The sequence below is a fragment of the Exiguobacterium sp. s34 genome (genome assembly GCF_018617435.1).
Classification (GTDB): domain Bacteria; phylum Bacillota; class Bacilli; order Exiguobacteriales; family Exiguobacteriaceae; genus Exiguobacterium; species Exiguobacterium aestuarii.
The window spans coordinates 176252-193448 of record NZ_JACSKE010000006.1 but is presented as its reverse complement, the minus strand read 5'-3'; the positions used below and the strand labels follow the sequence as shown (position 1 = coordinate 193448).

17 protein-coding genes are annotated in these 17197 nt (G+C 47.0%); 5 read left to right on the top strand and 12 right to left on the bottom strand.

Annotated features, from left to right (window positions below; genetic code table 11):
- Positions 1-363: a DUF779 domain-containing protein gene (locus KNO87_RS13420; RefSeq protein ID WP_214796452.1), complete on the top strand. Its 363-nt coding sequence runs from the start codon at positions 1-3 to the stop codon at positions 361-363.
- A 302-nt stretch (positions 364-665) separates the two neighbouring features.
- Positions 666-1025, top strand: coding sequence for a transposase (locus tag KNO87_RS13415; RefSeq protein WP_214796450.1), 360 nt, complete (start codon positions 666-668; stop codon positions 1023-1025).
- 106 nt (positions 1026-1131) lie between these two features.
- Here the strand turns inward: KNO87_RS13415 and KNO87_RS13410 are convergent, their stop codons facing one another.
- From KNO87_RS13410 to recX, 12 genes are all read right to left on the bottom strand, one after another.
- Positions 1132-2202 carry an ABC transporter substrate-binding protein gene (locus KNO87_RS13410; RefSeq protein ID WP_214796449.1) on the bottom strand — a complete coding sequence of 357 codons (1071 nt, stop codon included), beginning with the start codon at positions 2200-2202 and terminating at the stop codon, positions 1132-1134.
- Positions 2199-2993: an ABC transporter permease gene (locus KNO87_RS13405; RefSeq protein WP_214790497.1), complete on the bottom strand. Its 795-nt coding sequence runs from the start codon at positions 2991-2993 to the stop codon at positions 2199-2201. The genes KNO87_RS13410 and KNO87_RS13405 overlap by 4 nt, the downstream gene beginning before the upstream one ends.
- A complete protein-coding gene (locus tag KNO87_RS13400; protein WP_214790499.1) occupies positions 2990-3811 on the bottom strand; it encodes an ABC transporter permease in 822 nt (273 codons plus the stop codon). The genes KNO87_RS13405 and KNO87_RS13400 overlap by 4 nt, the downstream gene beginning before the upstream one ends.
- The gene (locus tag KNO87_RS13395; protein ID WP_214796446.1) at positions 3798-4904 is read right to left on the bottom strand and encodes an ABC transporter ATP-binding protein; all 1107 of its coding nucleotides are present in this window, start codon (positions 4902-4904) and stop codon (positions 3798-3800) included. The genes KNO87_RS13400 and KNO87_RS13395 overlap by 14 nt, the downstream gene beginning before the upstream one ends.
- 21 nt (positions 4905-4925) lie before the next feature.
- The gene (locus KNO87_RS13390; protein ID WP_214790503.1) at positions 4926-5465 is read right to left on the bottom strand and encodes a helix-turn-helix domain-containing protein; all 540 of its coding nucleotides are present in this window, start codon (positions 5463-5465) and stop codon (positions 4926-4928) included.
- A gap of 149 nt (positions 5466-5614) precedes the next feature.
- On the bottom strand, positions 5615-5884 hold the full coding sequence (locus KNO87_RS13385; protein ID WP_214790505.1) for a YfhJ family protein: 270 nt from the start codon (positions 5882-5884) through the stop codon (positions 5615-5617).
- Positions 5881-6195 carry a YfhH family protein gene (locus KNO87_RS13380; RefSeq protein ID WP_214796444.1) on the bottom strand — a complete coding sequence of 105 codons (315 nt, stop codon included), beginning with the start codon at positions 6193-6195 and terminating at the stop codon, positions 5881-5883. Before KNO87_RS13380 ends, KNO87_RS13385 begins: the two co-directional genes overlap by 4 nt.
- Positions 6196-6267: 72 nt before the next feature.
- Positions 6268-7446: an RtcB family protein gene (locus KNO87_RS13375; protein WP_214796442.1), complete on the bottom strand. Its 1179-nt coding sequence runs from the start codon at positions 7444-7446 to the stop codon at positions 6268-6270.
- A gap of 9 nt (positions 7447-7455) precedes the next feature.
- On the bottom strand, positions 7456-9501 hold the full coding sequence (locus KNO87_RS13370) for an ABC transporter ATP-binding protein (protein WP_214796440.1): 2046 nt from the start codon (positions 9499-9501) through the stop codon (positions 7456-7458).
- A 22-nt stretch (positions 9502-9523) separates the two neighbouring features.
- Positions 9524-11248, bottom strand: a complete 1725-nt coding sequence (locus tag KNO87_RS13365) for an ABC transporter ATP-binding protein (protein WP_214796438.1) — start codon at positions 11246-11248, stop codon at positions 9524-9526.
- A gap of 320 nt (positions 11249-11568) precedes the next feature.
- Entirely contained in the window at positions 11569-13209 is a 1641-nt protein-coding gene (locus tag KNO87_RS13360) for an L-lactate permease (RefSeq protein WP_214790514.1), read from the bottom strand.
- A gap of 48 nt (positions 13210-13257) precedes the next feature.
- Positions 13258-14070, bottom strand: a complete 813-nt coding sequence (gene recX, locus KNO87_RS13355; RefSeq protein ID WP_214790516.1) for a recombination regulator RecX — start codon at positions 14068-14070, stop codon at positions 13258-13260.
- A 145-nt stretch (positions 14071-14215) separates the two neighbouring features.
- On the opposite strand from recX, the gene KNO87_RS13350 reads away from it, so the two are divergent.
- The 3 genes from KNO87_RS13350 (at position 14216) to KNO87_RS13340 (ending at position 17035) form a co-directional block, all read left to right on the top strand.
- Positions 14216-15124, top strand: coding sequence for a TIGR01777 family oxidoreductase (locus KNO87_RS13350; protein ID WP_214796436.1), 909 nt, complete (start codon positions 14216-14218; stop codon positions 15122-15124).
- A 12-nt stretch (positions 15125-15136) separates the two neighbouring features.
- Positions 15137-16291: an amidohydrolase gene (locus tag KNO87_RS13345; protein ID WP_214790520.1), complete on the top strand. Its 1155-nt coding sequence runs from the start codon at positions 15137-15139 to the stop codon at positions 16289-16291.
- A gap of 177 nt (positions 16292-16468) precedes the next feature.
- Positions 16469-17035, top strand: coding sequence for a GNAT family N-acetyltransferase (locus KNO87_RS13340; protein ID WP_214796434.1), 567 nt, complete (start codon positions 16469-16471; stop codon positions 17033-17035).
- The last annotated feature ends 162 nt before the right edge of the window (positions 17036-17197 follow it).

Sequence of the window (17197 nt, the reverse complement as noted above, 5' to 3'; positions counted from 1 at the left end):
ATGGTGAAACGAGTCGAGGCCACCCCCGCCGCGCTCGAACTGATCGAACGTCTAAGATCGAAGCACGGCCCGCTTCTATTTCATCAATCTGGAGGTTGCTGTGATGGGAGTTCACCGATGTGCTTTCCTCGCGACGAGTTCATGGTGGGCGATCACGATTTACTCCTTGGTGAAATCGGAGACACGCCGTTCTATATCCACGAGAAACAATATGATTATTGGAAACATACACAGCTGATTATCGATGTGGTTGATGGTCGGGGTGGTATGTTCTCCCTCGAAGGTGTTGAAGGGAAACGATTTTTAGGACGTTCTCGAGTCTTTACAGAAGAAGAGCGTGAAGCGCTAAAGCATGAAATATGATTACGAGGACCCATTTCGGTGGGTCCTTTCTCATTTCAAAAGAAAAAACGATTGTCCTCAACTATGAAAAATATATATTAATGATGGGTCACGTTACTTCGTATTAAGAACATTGAATCGGTCTACAACCTTTAGAACGGAACAGACCTCAGCTTGACAGAAAAAAATACTTATTTCTTTGGTTAAACGATTGATGAGATACTAATAGTTGAAGTCATTCAAACCCAATATCAAAGGAAGTTATTTTTTAACGAACAAATCATATGATGATTTTGATTACAAGCAGATAGGAGGAATAGACGATGACAGAAAAAAATTCAGAATTCGTGAAATCGATTTATGAAACGGTCATTAAAGAAAGTCTGGCTGAATTAAAAGAAACTTACAGAACATCAGAAATCACTTCGGACATGGAGGAATATTGGAGACAGGCACTTGGTCTATATCAGGGATCTGATAACGAAGGACAAGAGACTCTTTTAAAAATAATGGAACAGACCATGATTGATACGGTTTCTCATATGCTAGGTATTATTGATGGCAGTTCTACTTTGAATGATAGTGAGCTCGAACCGAGTCTATTGCTCGACTCTCAGGATACAGAAAACGAGTTGCAGGATACGTTCTTAGAATTTATAGAAGAGAATGAACTTTATCCATAATACGCACACACATTATGTTCTAGTTGAAAAAAAGCGATTGATCCGGAATGAACACCGAATCAATCGCCTTTATCTTTCTAACTCTCAAACAAAATAAAATGTTTTATTATTTACTTTGCATTTTAAAACGTAAATACAATTCGTTATAGTAAGCGTTCATCCGCTTGCCTAAGTTTTCATACACCTCGAGCTCTTGCGTCACTTCGCGAGATGGGTAGAAACGTTCATCTGACGTCACTTCCTCATCTAAAAACTCGAGTGCCGCTTCGTTCGGTGTCGAATAGCCGACATAATCCGTATTACGGGCAGCGATTTCGGCATCTAGCATGAAGTCGATGAACTGATGTGCACCGTCCACATTTTGTGCGGTACTCGGGATGACAAGGTTATCGAACCAGAGATTCGTCCCTTCTTCCGGAATGACATACGTCAGCTCTTCATTTTCATACATGATTTCCGATGCGTCCCCAGACCAGACGACCGCAGCCACCGCTTCACGGTTTGCCATCAACATTTTAATCTCGTCTCCGACGATGGCTTTAATGTTCGGCCAAAGTGTTTCTAGCTTTTGTTCCGCTTCAATCAACTCATCTTTGTTCGTCGTATTGAGCGAATAGCCAAGCGAGTTCAAACCAAAGCCCATCACTTCTCGTGTTCCGTCCGCAAGGAGGATATCATTTTCAAGTGGCATCTCCCATAAGTCGTTCCACGATGTGATCTCACCATCTACTAGTTCAGGATTATAAACAATCCCGACCGTTCCCCAGAAGTAAGGGACCGAGTATTTATTACCCGGATCGAACGATTTATCGAGGAAGCGTGGGTCGATATTGTCAAAATTCTCAAGTTTGTCGTAATCGATTGGTAGCAATAAGTCGTCCTCAATCATCTTACTAATCGCATAGTCTGATGGGACGGCAACATCGAACGCCGTACCCCCCTGCTCGATTTTCGTGAGCATCGCTTCGTTCGAATCGAATGTTTGATAAACGACCTTCAATCCACTCTGTTCTTCGAACTCACCAATCAAGTCCTCATCGATATAATCTCCCCAGTTATAGACGACAAGCGTATTGTCGCCACCAAATCCTTGCGCAGCATTTAGCTGCTGAATCCAAAGAAGGAGACCGAAGCTGACAATCAATGGGACAGCCAGCATGATGATTAATTTTTTCATCGTCTAACCTCCTTTGTCCCTCGTTGCGCCAACACATAATATCCGATGACAAGGATGAGAGTGAAGACGAACAAAATTGCAGACAACGCATTGATTTCAAGCGAGATTCCTTGTCGTGCCCGCGAGTAAACTTCTACTGCAAGCGTTGTAAATCCGTTCCCTGTCACGAAGAACGTGACGGCAAAATCATCTAACGAATACGTGAGTGCCGTGAAGAACCCGGCAAACACACCTGGTGTGATATATGGGAGAATGACTTTCGTCAATACATCCCACGTACTTGCCCCTAAGTCACGCGACGCATCAATCAACGTCGGGCTCATCTCTTGAAGTTTCGGCAACACCAAGATGACAACAATCGGAACCGAGAAGGCGATATGTGACAAGAGAACCGAATAGAAGCCTAACTGAATCCCGAGCATCGTGAAGAGAATCAAAAACGATGCCCCGATGATGACGTCTGGGCTGACAATCAAAACGTTGTTCAACGACAAGAGGGATGTCTTTGTATATTTTTGTTTTGCCGTGTAAATCGCGAGCGCCCCGATGACACCGAGCACGGTCGAAATCGTCGCTGATAAAAGCGCGATGACAATCGTGTTCAAGACGATGACGAGGAGTCTCGTATCGGTGAAGAGGGATTTGTACCATTCAAGTGTAAAGCCTTCGAAGTTACTCATCGTCCCGCCACTATTGAACGAATAGAAGACGAGATATAAGATTGGCGCGTAAAGAATAAAGAATACGGCCGCCAAGTACAGGTTTGATAATTTGAATCGTTTACGTTTCATCGACGGACCGCTCCTTTCGCACCCCAGTCACGCGTAATGACCATGACGAGAACCATCGCCAAGATCAAGAAGACGGCAATCGTTGATCCCATCCCCCAGTTTTGCGTGACAAGGAATTGTTGTTCAATCGCTGTACCGAGCGTGATGACACGGTTCCCTGCGATCAGGCGTGTGATCATGAAGAGTGACAACGCCGGAATAAAGACAATTTGAATCCCTGATTTGACGCCGTCAAGCGTCAGCGGGAAGACGACACGTCGGAACGTCGTCCAGTTCGATGCACCTAAGTCTCGTGATGCATAGACGAGAGATGGCGGTAATTTTTCAATCGCGTTGTAGATCGGCAAAATCATGAACGGGATGAAAATGTAGACGGATACGAAGACGAAACTGAAGTCTGTAAAGAGAATCTGTTTCGTTCCAATCCCGATTGCTTCTAAGAACTGATTCGTGATGCCGTACGTTCCGAAAATTCCAAGGAACGCGTACGCTTTTAATAACAAGTTAATCCATGATGGAAGTAAGATGAGTAAAAGCCAAAGCTGTTTATGCTTCGTCTTCGTCAACAAGTACGCTGTCGGGTATCCGACGAGTAGCGAGAAGAACGTAATGAGGAACGCGTACCAAAACGACGAGAGCGTCATCGACAAGTATGTCGAAGAGAAGAACGTCTGATAGTTCTCTAAGCTCAAGTTCCCATCGATATCAAAAAACGAGTAATAGACGACAAGGACAAGTGGTGCGACGACGAATAAGGCAATCCAAATCCAATATGTCGTCAAATATACCGTCTTTGCGGTCTGGTTAGTTTGATTCATGAGAGACCTCCTCATAGGATTCGAGACGACGGTCAAACTCTTCTTCCGTCTCCCCTAATCGCATGACATGAATCGCTTCTTCGTCAAACGTCAATCCGATTTTTGATCCGACTGTCGACTTCTTCGTCGAGTGAACGAGCCATTCGTTCCCTTCCTCGTCATAACAGCAAATCTCATAGTGAACGCCTCGGAACAATTGTGAATCGACATCCACGACAAGTTTTGCCGCGTCGACCGATGTCATCTCCAAGTCTTCTGGACGAATGATGACCTCGACTTTTTCATTACGATCGAATCCTTGGTCCACACAGTCAAATGTTTTGCCAGCGAACGTGACGACGTTGTCTTCCGGCATGACGCCCGGTACAATATTTGACTCTCCGATGAAGTCTGCGACGAAACGGTTGATCGGTTCATCGTAAATATCAGTCGGTGTTCCACTCTGAACAATTTTCCCGTTGTTCATAACGAAAATCTCATCGGACATCGCGAGCGCCTCTTCCTGGTCGTGTGTGACAAAGATGAAGGTGATGCCAAGGCGTTGTTGCAATTCACGAAGTTCGTATTGCATCTCTGTCCGAAGTTTTAAATCTAGGGCAGACAATGGTTCATCAAGGAGGATGACCTCTGGCTCGTTCACGATTGCGCGAGCGATGGCGACACGTTGACGTTGCCCACCTGACATCTCATCGATTTCGCGCGAACCGTATCCTTCTAAGTTAACAAACTTGAGAGCTTGCTCTACCTTTGATTTTATCTCTGCTTCTTTTAACTTTTTAATCCGAAGACCGAACGCGACATTTTCAAATACGTTCAAATGAGGAAACAGCGCATAATCTTGAAACACGGTGTTCACTTGTCGTTTGTTGGCCGGTACATCGTTGATTCGTTTCCCACTGAAGTGGATATCACCTTCAGTCGCGTCTGTAAATCCTGCGATAAGACGTAAGATTGTCGTCTTCCCACATCCCGATGGACCGAGAAGCGTATAAAACTTCCCACGCTCAATCTCAAAACTGATATCTTCTAAGACGACTGTGTCGTCATAACGCTTTGAGACGTGGTCAAAGCGAATAATGGTTTCTGTATTCATGCTGTTTCCTCCTCTATTGACTTATAAATATGAATGAGTCGCAACGATAAGACATTCACTCTCGTCATCATGATCATTGACAAGTTGGTGCGAATCCGAGGCGACATAATACATCGTCTCTCCTGCTTTAGCGAAATACGTATGATGACCCAACTTCAGTGCCACTTTTCCAGATAAGACATACACCAAGGTCTCCGCACGTGAAGGTTCATATTGTTTGAATTCTCCATTCTTGCAAAACGTGACAAGAATTGGCTCCATCTCTTTCTCATTCGATTCCGGAATGAGCCATTCTGTGCGATATTTTCGTTCCTCATCCGTATACGTGGTGCGGTCATCGACGGTGTATACGACCTTTTGATTCAAGTCTTCATCGAAGAACTCTTTTGGTGAACTTCCAAGGACGCTCAACAAATCAAACAACGTCTCTAATGAAGGAGAGCTTAAATCACGTTCAATTTGAGAGATATATCCTTTACTCAAATCCGTACGCTCTGCCAACTCCTCTTGGGTCAATCCTTTTTTAATCCGGAGTCGCTTAATGTTTTGACCTACTTCCAACGACCGAACGCCTCCTTCTAGTTTAGTAAAACATGAGTTCAACTAAAGAAAGTTTATCTATACTATACTTACAAGCAAACTATTAGCGACCTTCATTATAACGAACTGAATGAGAATTGCAATAAAAAATCACGCCCTATGGACGTGATTCAATGTAAGTTTCGTTTAGACATCAAATGTTGAAATTTTTCATTCTTCGTTTGGAACAAATGAAGCTGTGCACCATATGCATCGATCTGTTGAATCACATACTGAAAGGCTTTCGCCTCACCAGGGTAAGGTTCCCCGGCTTTTGCGAGCGACGTCTCAAAATCTTCCCATAATACCTCGACCCACGTGATGGCTTCCGAATCGTTTAACACATCATTTTTCTCTTTTAGAATGGCGGCTAGCCGTTCATACTGATCGTTCCGATTCATGACTTCACCTCCGATAGTTCAGAGAGCGGAATGGCCCGTTCTGTCAGATCTCCTTCAAACGTCCCCCATCCCATCACGCCATTGACGAATTTCAAGCGGAACGGTTGATTGTTGTAGTTGACGATATACGTCTCACCTGGACGAAACGATGTCGGGTCGACCAAATAGCTTTCAGCAATCGCGATCCGTCGAAGGACGACTTCGATTTCGCTGACCATGCCCATCTGTTCAGCCTTTCGCTTTCTCTCATGTAACGCTTGAATCTCTTGCTCTAACTCATATTTTGATAAGTCACTTAACCGCTTTTCCATTTCGTTCACCTCGATGTAAGCGTATCAGATTTTGTGAAAAAAAGAAAAAAGCGAGACTGAGTGAAACTCCACTCAGTTCGCCTTAAAGTTGTACAACGGTTTGATGACTTGGTCGATTCTGACCGCCGGTTCGATATAACGGACGATTTCTTTCATCGACTTATACACGAATGGGGATTCGTCAATCGTCGACGGTCGAACCGATGTCGACCAAACGCCTTCCATCGTACGTTTGAATTCCTTGAAATCGACACGTTTCCGTGCGGCTGAGCGTGACATCATTCGACCCGCTCCGTGAGGCCCGGAGAAGTTCCAATCCGGATTCCCTTTCCCTGTACAGATGAGCGAACCATCACGCATGTTCATCGGAATAATGACACGTTCGCCTTGTTGAGCCGAGATGGCTCCTTTTCGAAGAATCATCGCATCATGGTCGATATAGTTATGAACAGTGTCAAATTGATCGATGACGTTCCACTTCATCGCTTCCACAATCACATCTGTCATCGCACGGCGGTTCGCCGCTGCATATTGTTGGGCGATTCGCACGTCATGCATATAATCATCCATGTCCTCCCCTTCGACATAAGCCAAATCCCGGAAAGGTTTCCGTGCTTCTCGTTCCGTCTCGAGATAAGTCGAAATCTCCTGCTGTCGTCCAACTGCTTTCAACCGCTCGATTTCTTCTGTTATATCTTTTGTTTCCATCATGTGTTGGATTGCTCGCTTTTGATAATGATCGGCAATCTGTACCCCGAGATGGCGTGAACCCGAATGGATGACGAGAAACGTTCGCCCCTCTTCATCCCGGTTCACTTCAATAAAGTGGTTTCCTGAGCCGAGCGACCCGACCGAACGTAAGGCACGGTCGAGTTTATATGGCGCTCGAACTGCTTCAAGCGGAAGTTCATTTGCGTACGGATGGACCGCCTCGCGAATGTTCATCCCGCTCGGTACAAGTTCGCGGATGACGTCGTCAAGTCGTTGAAAGTCGATTCGCTTTGCTTTGATTTCGGTACAAAGCATCCCACATCCTAAGTCGACACCGACCAAGTTCGGTACGACTTTATCGTGAATCGTCATCGTCGTTCCAACGACCGACCCTTTCCCAGCGTGCATATCCGGCATGATTCGAATCGATGCTCCTTGTGTGAACGGTTGGTCAAGTAGCATTTGAATCTGATTCCGCGTCATGTCATCGATGCGTTCATTGAATACTTTGGCGCGGTTATATTTCCCCGTGATTTCCATGGTTCCTCCTTAACTGATGGCTTGTTGCTTGCTTTGTAATTCATGCATTCGGGCATAGACGCCACCGAATTCGATGAGCGATTGATGGTTCCCGCGCTCGATGATTCGACCGTGGTCGAGGACGAGAATCTGGTCTGCTTCTCGAATCGTAGAGAGACGGTGAGCGATGACAAACGTCGTTCGACCGTACGTGAGTGTTTTGAGCGCTTCTTGAATGAGCGCCTCTGTCTCCGAATCAACACTTGCTGTCGCTTCATCGAGGACAAGAATGGCCGGATCAAAGACAAGTGCGCGGGCAAAGCTGATCAGTTGTCGTTCCCCACTCGAAAGGGATGCCCCTCGCTCAATCACCGGTTCGTCGATTCCTTGCGGTAGTTGTTTCACGAAACGGTCTGCACCAACAGCCGTGAGTGCTTTCCATACCTGTTCGTCCGTGATGGTCTCGTCACCTAGCGTGACGTTCGTACGAATCGTTCCGGTGAATAGGAACGGGTCTTGCAAGACGATCCCGAGATGGTCTCGAACCGCCTGCGTCGGAAGTGTCGTCACGTCCATTCCATCGATACGAAGAACACCTTTAGATGGGTCATAAAAACGCATGAGCAAGTTCATGATCGAGCTCTTCCCACTGCCGGTGTGTCCGACAAGGGCAACCGTCTCGCCTGGAGCTGCATGTAACTCAATCTGTTGTAACACCGGTTTCCCTGCCTCATAACTGAATGTCACATCATCAAAGACGACTTCCCCTTTAAAGCGTGGAATACGATCCGATGAGACCGGCTCTCCTTTTTCATCGAGCAACTGGAACATCCGATCGGCCGAGACGAGCGCCTGTTGAAGTGGCGACAACTGGTTCATGATTTGTGTCACCGGCTCAAAAATCCGTGAGACGTAATCGATATAGGCATACAAAATCCCGAGTGTCAGGATGCTTCCCCCACCGAGTGTTTGCGCCCCGACGAACCAGATGAGTAATGCGAGCGCCATGTTCCGGAAGAAGTTGACCAAGTTATGACTCATCAATGCATCTAATTTCAACAGTTTTCGTCTCGTTTGGAAGTTGTCACTGTTCTTCTCATTAAACTCGTCGTAAACGAGATCTTCGCGAACGTACGATTGAATGATTGGCATCGTCTGAATGCTTTCATTCAACTGTGCATTCATATCCGCGACGAGTGCGCGGACACGGAAGTTATTTTTTGTCGAGAAGCGCTGGAACAACTTGATCCAGACGATGACGACCGGGATGATGATGAGTGAGACGAATCCAAGACGTACGTCTAGGAAGAACATCGCAATGAGTACTCCAATCATCATGACGACACTTTGGAAGACACGGGCAAGTACTCCTAAATAAAGGTCCCGAATCGTTTCCGTGTCGTTTGTGACACGGCTGACAATCTTCCCGATCGGCGTCTGGTCAAAATAACGTACCGGAATCGTTTGCAGATGCCTCATCACGTCGAGACGCATTGTCTTGACGATACTATGAGCCGAACGCTGCAAGAGCATCTGTTGTCCCCAGTTCAATCCGGCTGCGAGTAGCAACAGGACGACATAGAGACCAGACAGCATGAGCACTGCTCTTAAATCTGTCTGATAAAACTGGAACACGTCAGTCGATGAGAGTGAGACGATATTGTCATATGTCGCCGTCTCATCACCTCGTGTAATCGTCAGCACGTCTCCTTCGACATCTCGGATCCCCCCGCTCATCACTGCCTCAGGTACGAGATAGTATCCGTCCGTCGTTTGCACGATGGAGACGGGCTGAACCACGTCTTGCCCGTCAAGCCTCGTTTCTTTCTCGTACGAGTTTCCATCAAAGGAAACGCTACCGCCAGACTCGACTTGAACCCAATCACGTTCGATGGCAACGATATGCTCATCGATAATGATTTTGGCGATATACGGCCCGGCAAGTTCTGCGCCGACCGCTAAAAAGAGTAATGTCAATCCGAGGAAGATCGAGCGTTTCACTTGTTTGGCATACCCAACAAGTGAACGGATCGTTTTCTTCCGACGGACTGGATCTAATTCATATTGATCGATCATGAGAGATTCCCCCTTTCCCGGATTACTCCGACTCTCCTTGTCGAATAAATTGTTCATAATACCAACCGTGACGTTCCATCAGTTGGTCATGTGTGCCACGTTCTGTGACACGCCCGTCTTGAAGGACGAGAATTTGGTCAGCGTGTGCCACCGCAGAAAGACGGTGCGCGACGATAAACGTCGTTTTCGCCTCACGGCTCGTGCGAACCGAATCGATGATGCGTGATTCTGTCTTCGCATCGACCGCCGAGAGCGAATCATCAAGGAGTAAAATCTCAGGATTTTTTAATAATGCTCGTGCAATCGATAAACGTTGTTTCTGTCCACCCGATAGCATGACACCTTGTTCTCCGACAACCGTATCTAAACCATTCTCTAAATGCTCGATATCCGTATCAAACGCCGCGAGATGGATTGCCATCTCAAGCGCTTCATCCGATACATCATCTACGCCGAAGCGAATGTTATCGCGGACCGTCTTCGAGAACAGGAGATGTTCTTGTGATACATATCCGCTCCAACCTCGAACTGTTTCGAGTTTGATGTCCGAAATCGGTACGCCGTTCACGAGAAGTGAATCGTCGATTGGATACTCTCGAAGCAACTGGCGCAATAACGTCGTCTTCCCGGCCCCGGTCGGTCCGACGACCCCAATCGTCTCACCACGCGAGACGTGTAGCACGATGTCTTCTAACGCATCACGATTCGCGTTCGGGTAACGGAACGAGAGCGATTTGAATGTGATTTTCTCTGGAACGTCGATTTGGATCGTACCCGTAGAGGCAACGTCCGGCACCTCGTTCATCGTCGATTCGATCCGCTCCAAACTTGCCGTCCCACGTTGTACGACGTTGATGAGTTCACCAAACGCATACATCGGCCAAATGAGCATCCCTAAATAAATGTTGAACGAGACGAGTTGACCGAGCGTGATGTCGTTCGTAAAGACGAGATACGTCCCAAATGAGAGCCCGATCAAATAACTGAGTCCGACGAGTAGTTTGATGATCGGCTCAAACAATACATCGATTTTTGCGACGTGCATGTTTTTCGCCATGACATCGTCTGTGATGTCATCAAACTTTTTCGTGTCCGCTTCCTCTTGAACGAATGAACGGACGACGCGAAGACCTGAGATCGACTCGACGACTTGATCGTTCATCACCCCAAATGAATCCTGGGCTGCCGTGAAGCGTGTATGGATTTGACTTCCCAGTTTATTCATCGACCAGGCGAGAATCGGCATCGGCAAGAGTGCCGCGAGCGTCAGCTTCCAATCGATGAACACACCCATGATTGTTAACGCAATGAGTGTCATGTTGAACGAATCAACCAATGTCATGACCCCAAACCCGGCTGTCCGTTCAACCGCTTTCAAATCATTCGTCGCGAGTGCCATCAAGTCACCCGTACGATGTTGTTGATAAAAGCGCGGCGTCTGTTTGAGGAGGTGACCGAAAAAGCGACCTCTCAATTTCTTTTCAAGTAAAAAGGCTGTCCCGAATAGTCGGGCAATCCACAAATACGACATCACATAAGATAACACCATGATGCCTAGAAGCGATGACACGATGAGAATCAATCGTTCTGTCGTCAAGCTTCCTTCACGAATCGCATCGATCGCCTGTCCGATGATCCACGGCGGTAGCATATCCACGACCCCCGTGATGATGAGTAAGATGATGGCGATCAAATACGTCCGTTTCTGTCTTTTAATAAACCAATCCAATTGTTTAATCAGTTTCATGACTGATTTCCCCCTTTCGTCCAATCCATCTAAGCACGCAAAAAAGCGCACTCCACCTGATTGTGCAACCAATCAAATGAAGCGCGCTTGAAGTAGTCTTCAATCTTTTGCATGGTCAGGGAAAGGACACTACCCCTATCCAGCTGCCAAAGTCACGCAGTTAAATACGAGTAGCCATATGATGTTTTGAGTGTGTTTGTGAGTGCAATGTTGTTCATCATTCTGGCTCCTCTCGTTTCATAGTTTTAAAATCTACTCAAACCTTAGCAGACTGTTCTGAAAATTGTCAATATTATTTTGTAAAAAAATTGTAACTTGATTTAGTTTAAGAAAAACATGCCCAAAATGAGACCAATGACCCCTGTTGCCGTGACGTAATAAATCATCGGCATGAGCGTGTAACGAATGATGGTCCCTTCTTTACCGAGCAGTCCGGCAACTGATGCGACCGCTACGACGTTTAACACACAGATCATATTCCCCGCATTCGCCCCGGCCATCTGCATCGATAAGGCGAGCGTATTATCGAGTCCGACAGACTCCGCTACGTTCGTCGTCAAACTCGAGAACATCATGTTCGAGAAGGTTGCTGAGCCTGAGACGAAGGCGCCGAGGGCCCCAATCCACGGTGCGACGAGTGGCCATACTCCCCCGAACGTGTCGGCAGCTGCCGTCGCGAGTTCGACCGGCATAGACGCAAGTCCAGCACCTCCATTTTCGGAGTGAATGAAAATACGAACCATCGGAACAGAAGCCGCTAATGTGATGACTGTACCGACGATTCCAAACGTCGTCGCTTTAAAGACCGACGTCACTTGCGACCAACTCATATTGTGCAGGAAGAATGTTGCGATGATCGTCAAGATGAACATGAATCCTGGTGAATAGAACGGTTCCCAAGACGTTGAAATCCCTTCTACCCCTAAAATATTCGGTAGATTGATTCGTACACTGCGAGACAGTTCATTCAAGAACGGTACCGTACGAGTGAGAACTAAGAAAATCGTCAAGATGAGATAAGGTGCCCACGCTTTCCATTGCGGTAGTTCACGCGTGTTCGATTTTATCGTTACTTTTTCAGTAGATGGTTCAAGTTCATCCGCATACCCATCGAACGTCCATACGCGCTTCGGCATGAGAATCCCTTTACGAGCCATTGCGACGAGTATGACGAGACCCGTTAGTCCACCGAGCATCCCACCGAATTCAAATCCAAGGATGAGTGTCCAAATGTAGGCCGGTACACTGTATAACAGTGCTGCAACAATCGCAATTGGAAATACTTCGAGTGCCGGCTTGATCGATTTTTCCTTACTGAAGAAGCGCGTTAACATCAAAATCAGAATGAACGGGATGAATAGACCGACGACCATATCAATCAATACGGTCTGTAAAACAACCTCTGTCAAAAAGGCGATCGACTCAGGTTGGTTCACGTCTAGCGAAAGACCATTCCCAATCCCGATGAGTGCCGGTGTCCCGACTGCACCGAACGTGACGGCGGATACGTCCGCAGACAGTGCGATGACGACAGCGGCAATCGGTGGAAAGCCGAGCGCAATCAAGAGTGGTGCCGCAACCGTTGCCGGTGTCCCAAATCCTGATGCCCCTTCAATGAATGAAACGAACAACCAACCGACAATCAAGACTTGAATACGCGGATCGGGTGTGATGTTGACGAATCCAGAGCGGATCGCGTTCATGCCGCCCCCCTCTTTCATCGTATTCATCATTCCAATCGCACCATAGACAATCCAAACCGTCGTCACAGCAATGACGAGTCCTTGTAGTGTCGCTGCCATGATACGAGTCGCATCCAATTGCCAAACGAAGAACGCTAAAATTGCCGTCGTCACGAGTGACAAGGGCATGGCTACCGATGCAGGTAAACGCATAATTACCAATAAGATGAGCACGGCCACAATCGGTGTCAGTGCTGTAATCCATTCTAAAATCGTCAATGTAGACCCACCTTTTCGTGTTTTCCCCTACCGTAAACAGATGTCCCATCACGATTCTTGTTCAGCGATTCGATCTAACGTACGTTCAATCACATCATACGGAAATCCTTTACGCCGAAGCTGCATCTTCATGCGCTGTTTGCGTTCGAACGCATCATACCCGCTGAACTTCCGATTCAACTTTTCAGCCTGCTTTAAACACGCCGCAATTTCGACATCTTCGTCCTCTTCTTCCCAAAAAGTTTGAATCGCCTCTGAAATAATATCAAAGGTAAACCCCCTTTGCATCAGGGTTTGTTGAATTCTTTGTTGCACTTCTGTGGCAGAACGACGATTTGTTTCCATTTGTTTCCGTTTTACGAACTTTCCGGCCTTTTCCACGAGTTCTTCATGTGTGATAGACGTCAATACCGACTCGACGACGTCGGGTGGGATGCGGAGCTGTTCGAGCTCACGTTTGATTTTGATTGGCCCACTTGGACTAGTGTTGAATTTGGTTTGGACATAAGCTTTCGCAAATTCCGCATCATTCAAATAACGTTGCTCTTTCAATCGTGTGATGGCATGTTTGATGGCAGTCTCGCTTAACTCCTTCTTCATCAGGTAGTCTTGTACCTCTGAAATCGCACGCATTCGATACGATAAATAATTGACGGCTAACTTATAAGCCTTCTGTGACTCTTCCGCCTCGAGCACGTCTTGTACAAAATCGTCTTCGAGTTCCATCCCTTTTGTGAGTCCATACTTAATGAACACGTCGACATCGATGGCGAACGCAAACTCTTCTTTCCCCTCTCGTTCGATGAATACGTTCAATCGGTCTTTATTTTTTTGTTGGGTCGTAAACTTCGCAATTTTCATAACGACTCCCCTCCATTCTATGTTTCTAACATATCACGTTCAGGAAACGTAAAGGATTTTTGATAAGTTAGAAGAAAGGGTATTCATCTGGATATACTGACTTATACCCATTTTAGAAACAACACATGATATCGGAGGGAATTTCATGAAAATCGCAATCACTGGCGGAACCGGACTGATCGGTCAACCGCTCGTCCGTGCATTGGCTGATGCCGGTCATCAAGTCGTCGTGTTGACACGTCATCCACGCCCCCGCCATCGCGGGGTATCATTCATCGAATGGTTGACACCGAACAGCAAGCCCGAAGAAGAGCTCGAAGGAACGGACGCGTTCATCCATTTAGCCGGGGCGTCAATCAATGACGGACGCTGGACCCATAAACAGAAACAAGCGATCCTTCAAAGCCGAATCGAAGGGACAAAAGAAGTCGTCCGCATCATTCAACAGTTAAAACAAAAGCCACAAGTCGTCGTGAGCGGCTCGGCGATCGGCATATACGGTGAAGATCGCTCGATCACCTATTCAGAGGAAACCCCATTACCGACACGAACCAATTTCCTAGGGAATGTTTGCGTTCTCTGGGAACAGGAAGCTGAACCGATTCGCGATTTAGGAGTACGTCTCGTGACGATGCGTACTGGCGTCGTTTTATCAAATGACGGAGGTGCCTTTCCATTAATGAAACTCCCCTATCAGTTCGGGGTCGGTGGTAAAATCGGATCAGGAGAGCAGTGGGTCCCATGGATTCATCTAGATGATCTCGTTCGGTTATTCGTGCATATCATCGAAACGGACACAATCGAAGGTCCTGTAAACGGGACTGCCCCTACGCCGGTGACAATGAATGAGTTCGGGAAGACGATTGCGAAAGTGATGCATCGTCCTCACTGGATTCCCGCACCAGCCCCAATGATGAAACTCGCACTCGGTGAAAAGAGCGTCATCGTCCTAGAAGGTGCGAAAGTCGTTCCGACAAAAGCGCTGCAACATGGCTTCGATTTCCGATATGACACGTTAGAACCCGCACTAAAAAACCTATTACAAGATGCTTAAGGAGAATGAATCGTGAGTCACTTACTTATTCGAAACGCCCATATTTATCCGATTACCGCCCCCCACTTTTACGGAGACCTCCGTGTTCGTGATGGCAAGATTGTCGAAATGGCCGAATTACTCGACCCAATGGACAATGAGAACGTCATCGAGGCGGAAGGAAACTTTTTATTCCCTGGTTTTATTGATGCCCATACCCACCTCGGTTTATATGATGAAGGGACCGGCTCTGTCGGAAACGACGCAAACGAAACGGTCGAAGCAATGACACCTCACGCTCGTGCAATTGATGGCGTCTATCCGCTCGACGAAGGATTTCAAGAAGCACTGATGGCTGGCGTGACCGCTGTTCAGGTCATGCCTGGAAGCATGAACGTCATCGGTGGTGTGACAAGTGTCATCAAAACGCACGGTCGCTACATTGACGATATGATTGTCCGCCGTCACGCAGGACTGAAGATGGCGCTCGGTGAAAACCCGAAACGCATTCACAGTATGGGGAAAACGGGTGACTTGACGCGGATGGGAATCATGGGCTTGCTCCGCGAGGCGTTTCGCACGGTTGGGTCGACGAAGACGATTGGTACGTTCGGGAGTCAGATGATTCAACTCGCCCTCGACCGCGAAATGCCAATTCGTGTGCACGCGCACCGCGCTGATGACATCCTATCTGTCGTACGCTTTGCAAAAGAGTTCAACCTCGACTATCGAATCGAGCATTGTACGGAAGGTCACCTCGTCGCGGAAAAATTACAGGAACTCGGTGTGAAACACGTCACCGTCGGCCCGACGTTTACGAGAAAGTCGAAAATCGAACTTCAAAATAAGACGTGGGAGACGTATCGCATCCTCCATGAGCACGACATGATCGTCTCGATTACGACTGACCATCCGTATACGCCGGTCCAATATTTGAACTTGTGCGCTGGACTTGCTGCGCGTGAAGGGCTACCCGTCGACATCGCGTTACGCGGGATCACCATCAATCCCGCCGAATCGTTGGGTGTCGCCGACCGAATCGGCTCCCTCGAAGTCGGAAAAGATGCTGATCTCGTGTTGTGGAATCACTTCCCACTCGACTACTTAGCGAAGCCGATTATGACGATCGTGAACGGTGAAGTTGTCTATAAAACAGACCGTGCCGAAACGCATCATGAGGTCGAATAATTTTCATTATTTTTCATAAGCGTTTTTACGCATAATTTACTTGCTTTTTTAAAAATACTATATAAAATTATCTTGTAACTTCATAAAGCAGCCAAGGCGGTTCGAACAGCGAAGCCAGAAGTATGCTTTCGTTACGACTATTCTTCAGCGGTCTGAAATAGGAGGAGGAATGTAAAGGTGCTCAAATTTCGTGAGCTTACCGACTGCGCGGAGTTGTTCGAACTGATGCAACACCCAGATGTCTTTCCGTATGTCCGTCAAAAGACGGTCCACTTTGACGAGTTTTTATTTAGCACGAAGCAAATCATCGAGCTAGAGGAGCAAGGAAATATCATCTCACGTACCATCACGAACGAGTATGGCACCCCGATTGGGACAATCAGCTTGTTCGATGTCGAATCCGGTTATGGATTCCTCGGCACGTGGCTTGGCAAGCCGTATCACGGCAAAGGTTATAATCAAGTTGCGAAAGAGGCGTTCTTCTCAGAACTGTTCTTCGAGCTTGACATTGAAAGTGTGTTCTTAAAGATTCGCAAATCAAATGAACGTTCGATTGCTGCAGCAGAGAAACTCCCGTACGCGTTTTGCGCGAACGAGATTCGTTCTGAACTGCTCGCCGAAATCAACCAAGGTGATGTTGAATATGTTTTATATGAAGTATCCAAGTCGAGCTTTCAGCTTTACTTGCATGCCCTTCACATCCCAGAATACGAAGTCCCTTACGAGGCACAACTCGAAGCATGAGCCAATTCTGTCAAAGAATTGGCTTTTTTGTGGCGTTTTTGTGTGGATTTGATGGAGGTAACTTGTCGGAGCCGAATAAATCTGTTCTAATTCGAAGAGATAGGTATGATAAAGGTATGAGGGATTCATCACAACTCTCGTTAACCGTTTCGTAAAGGAGAA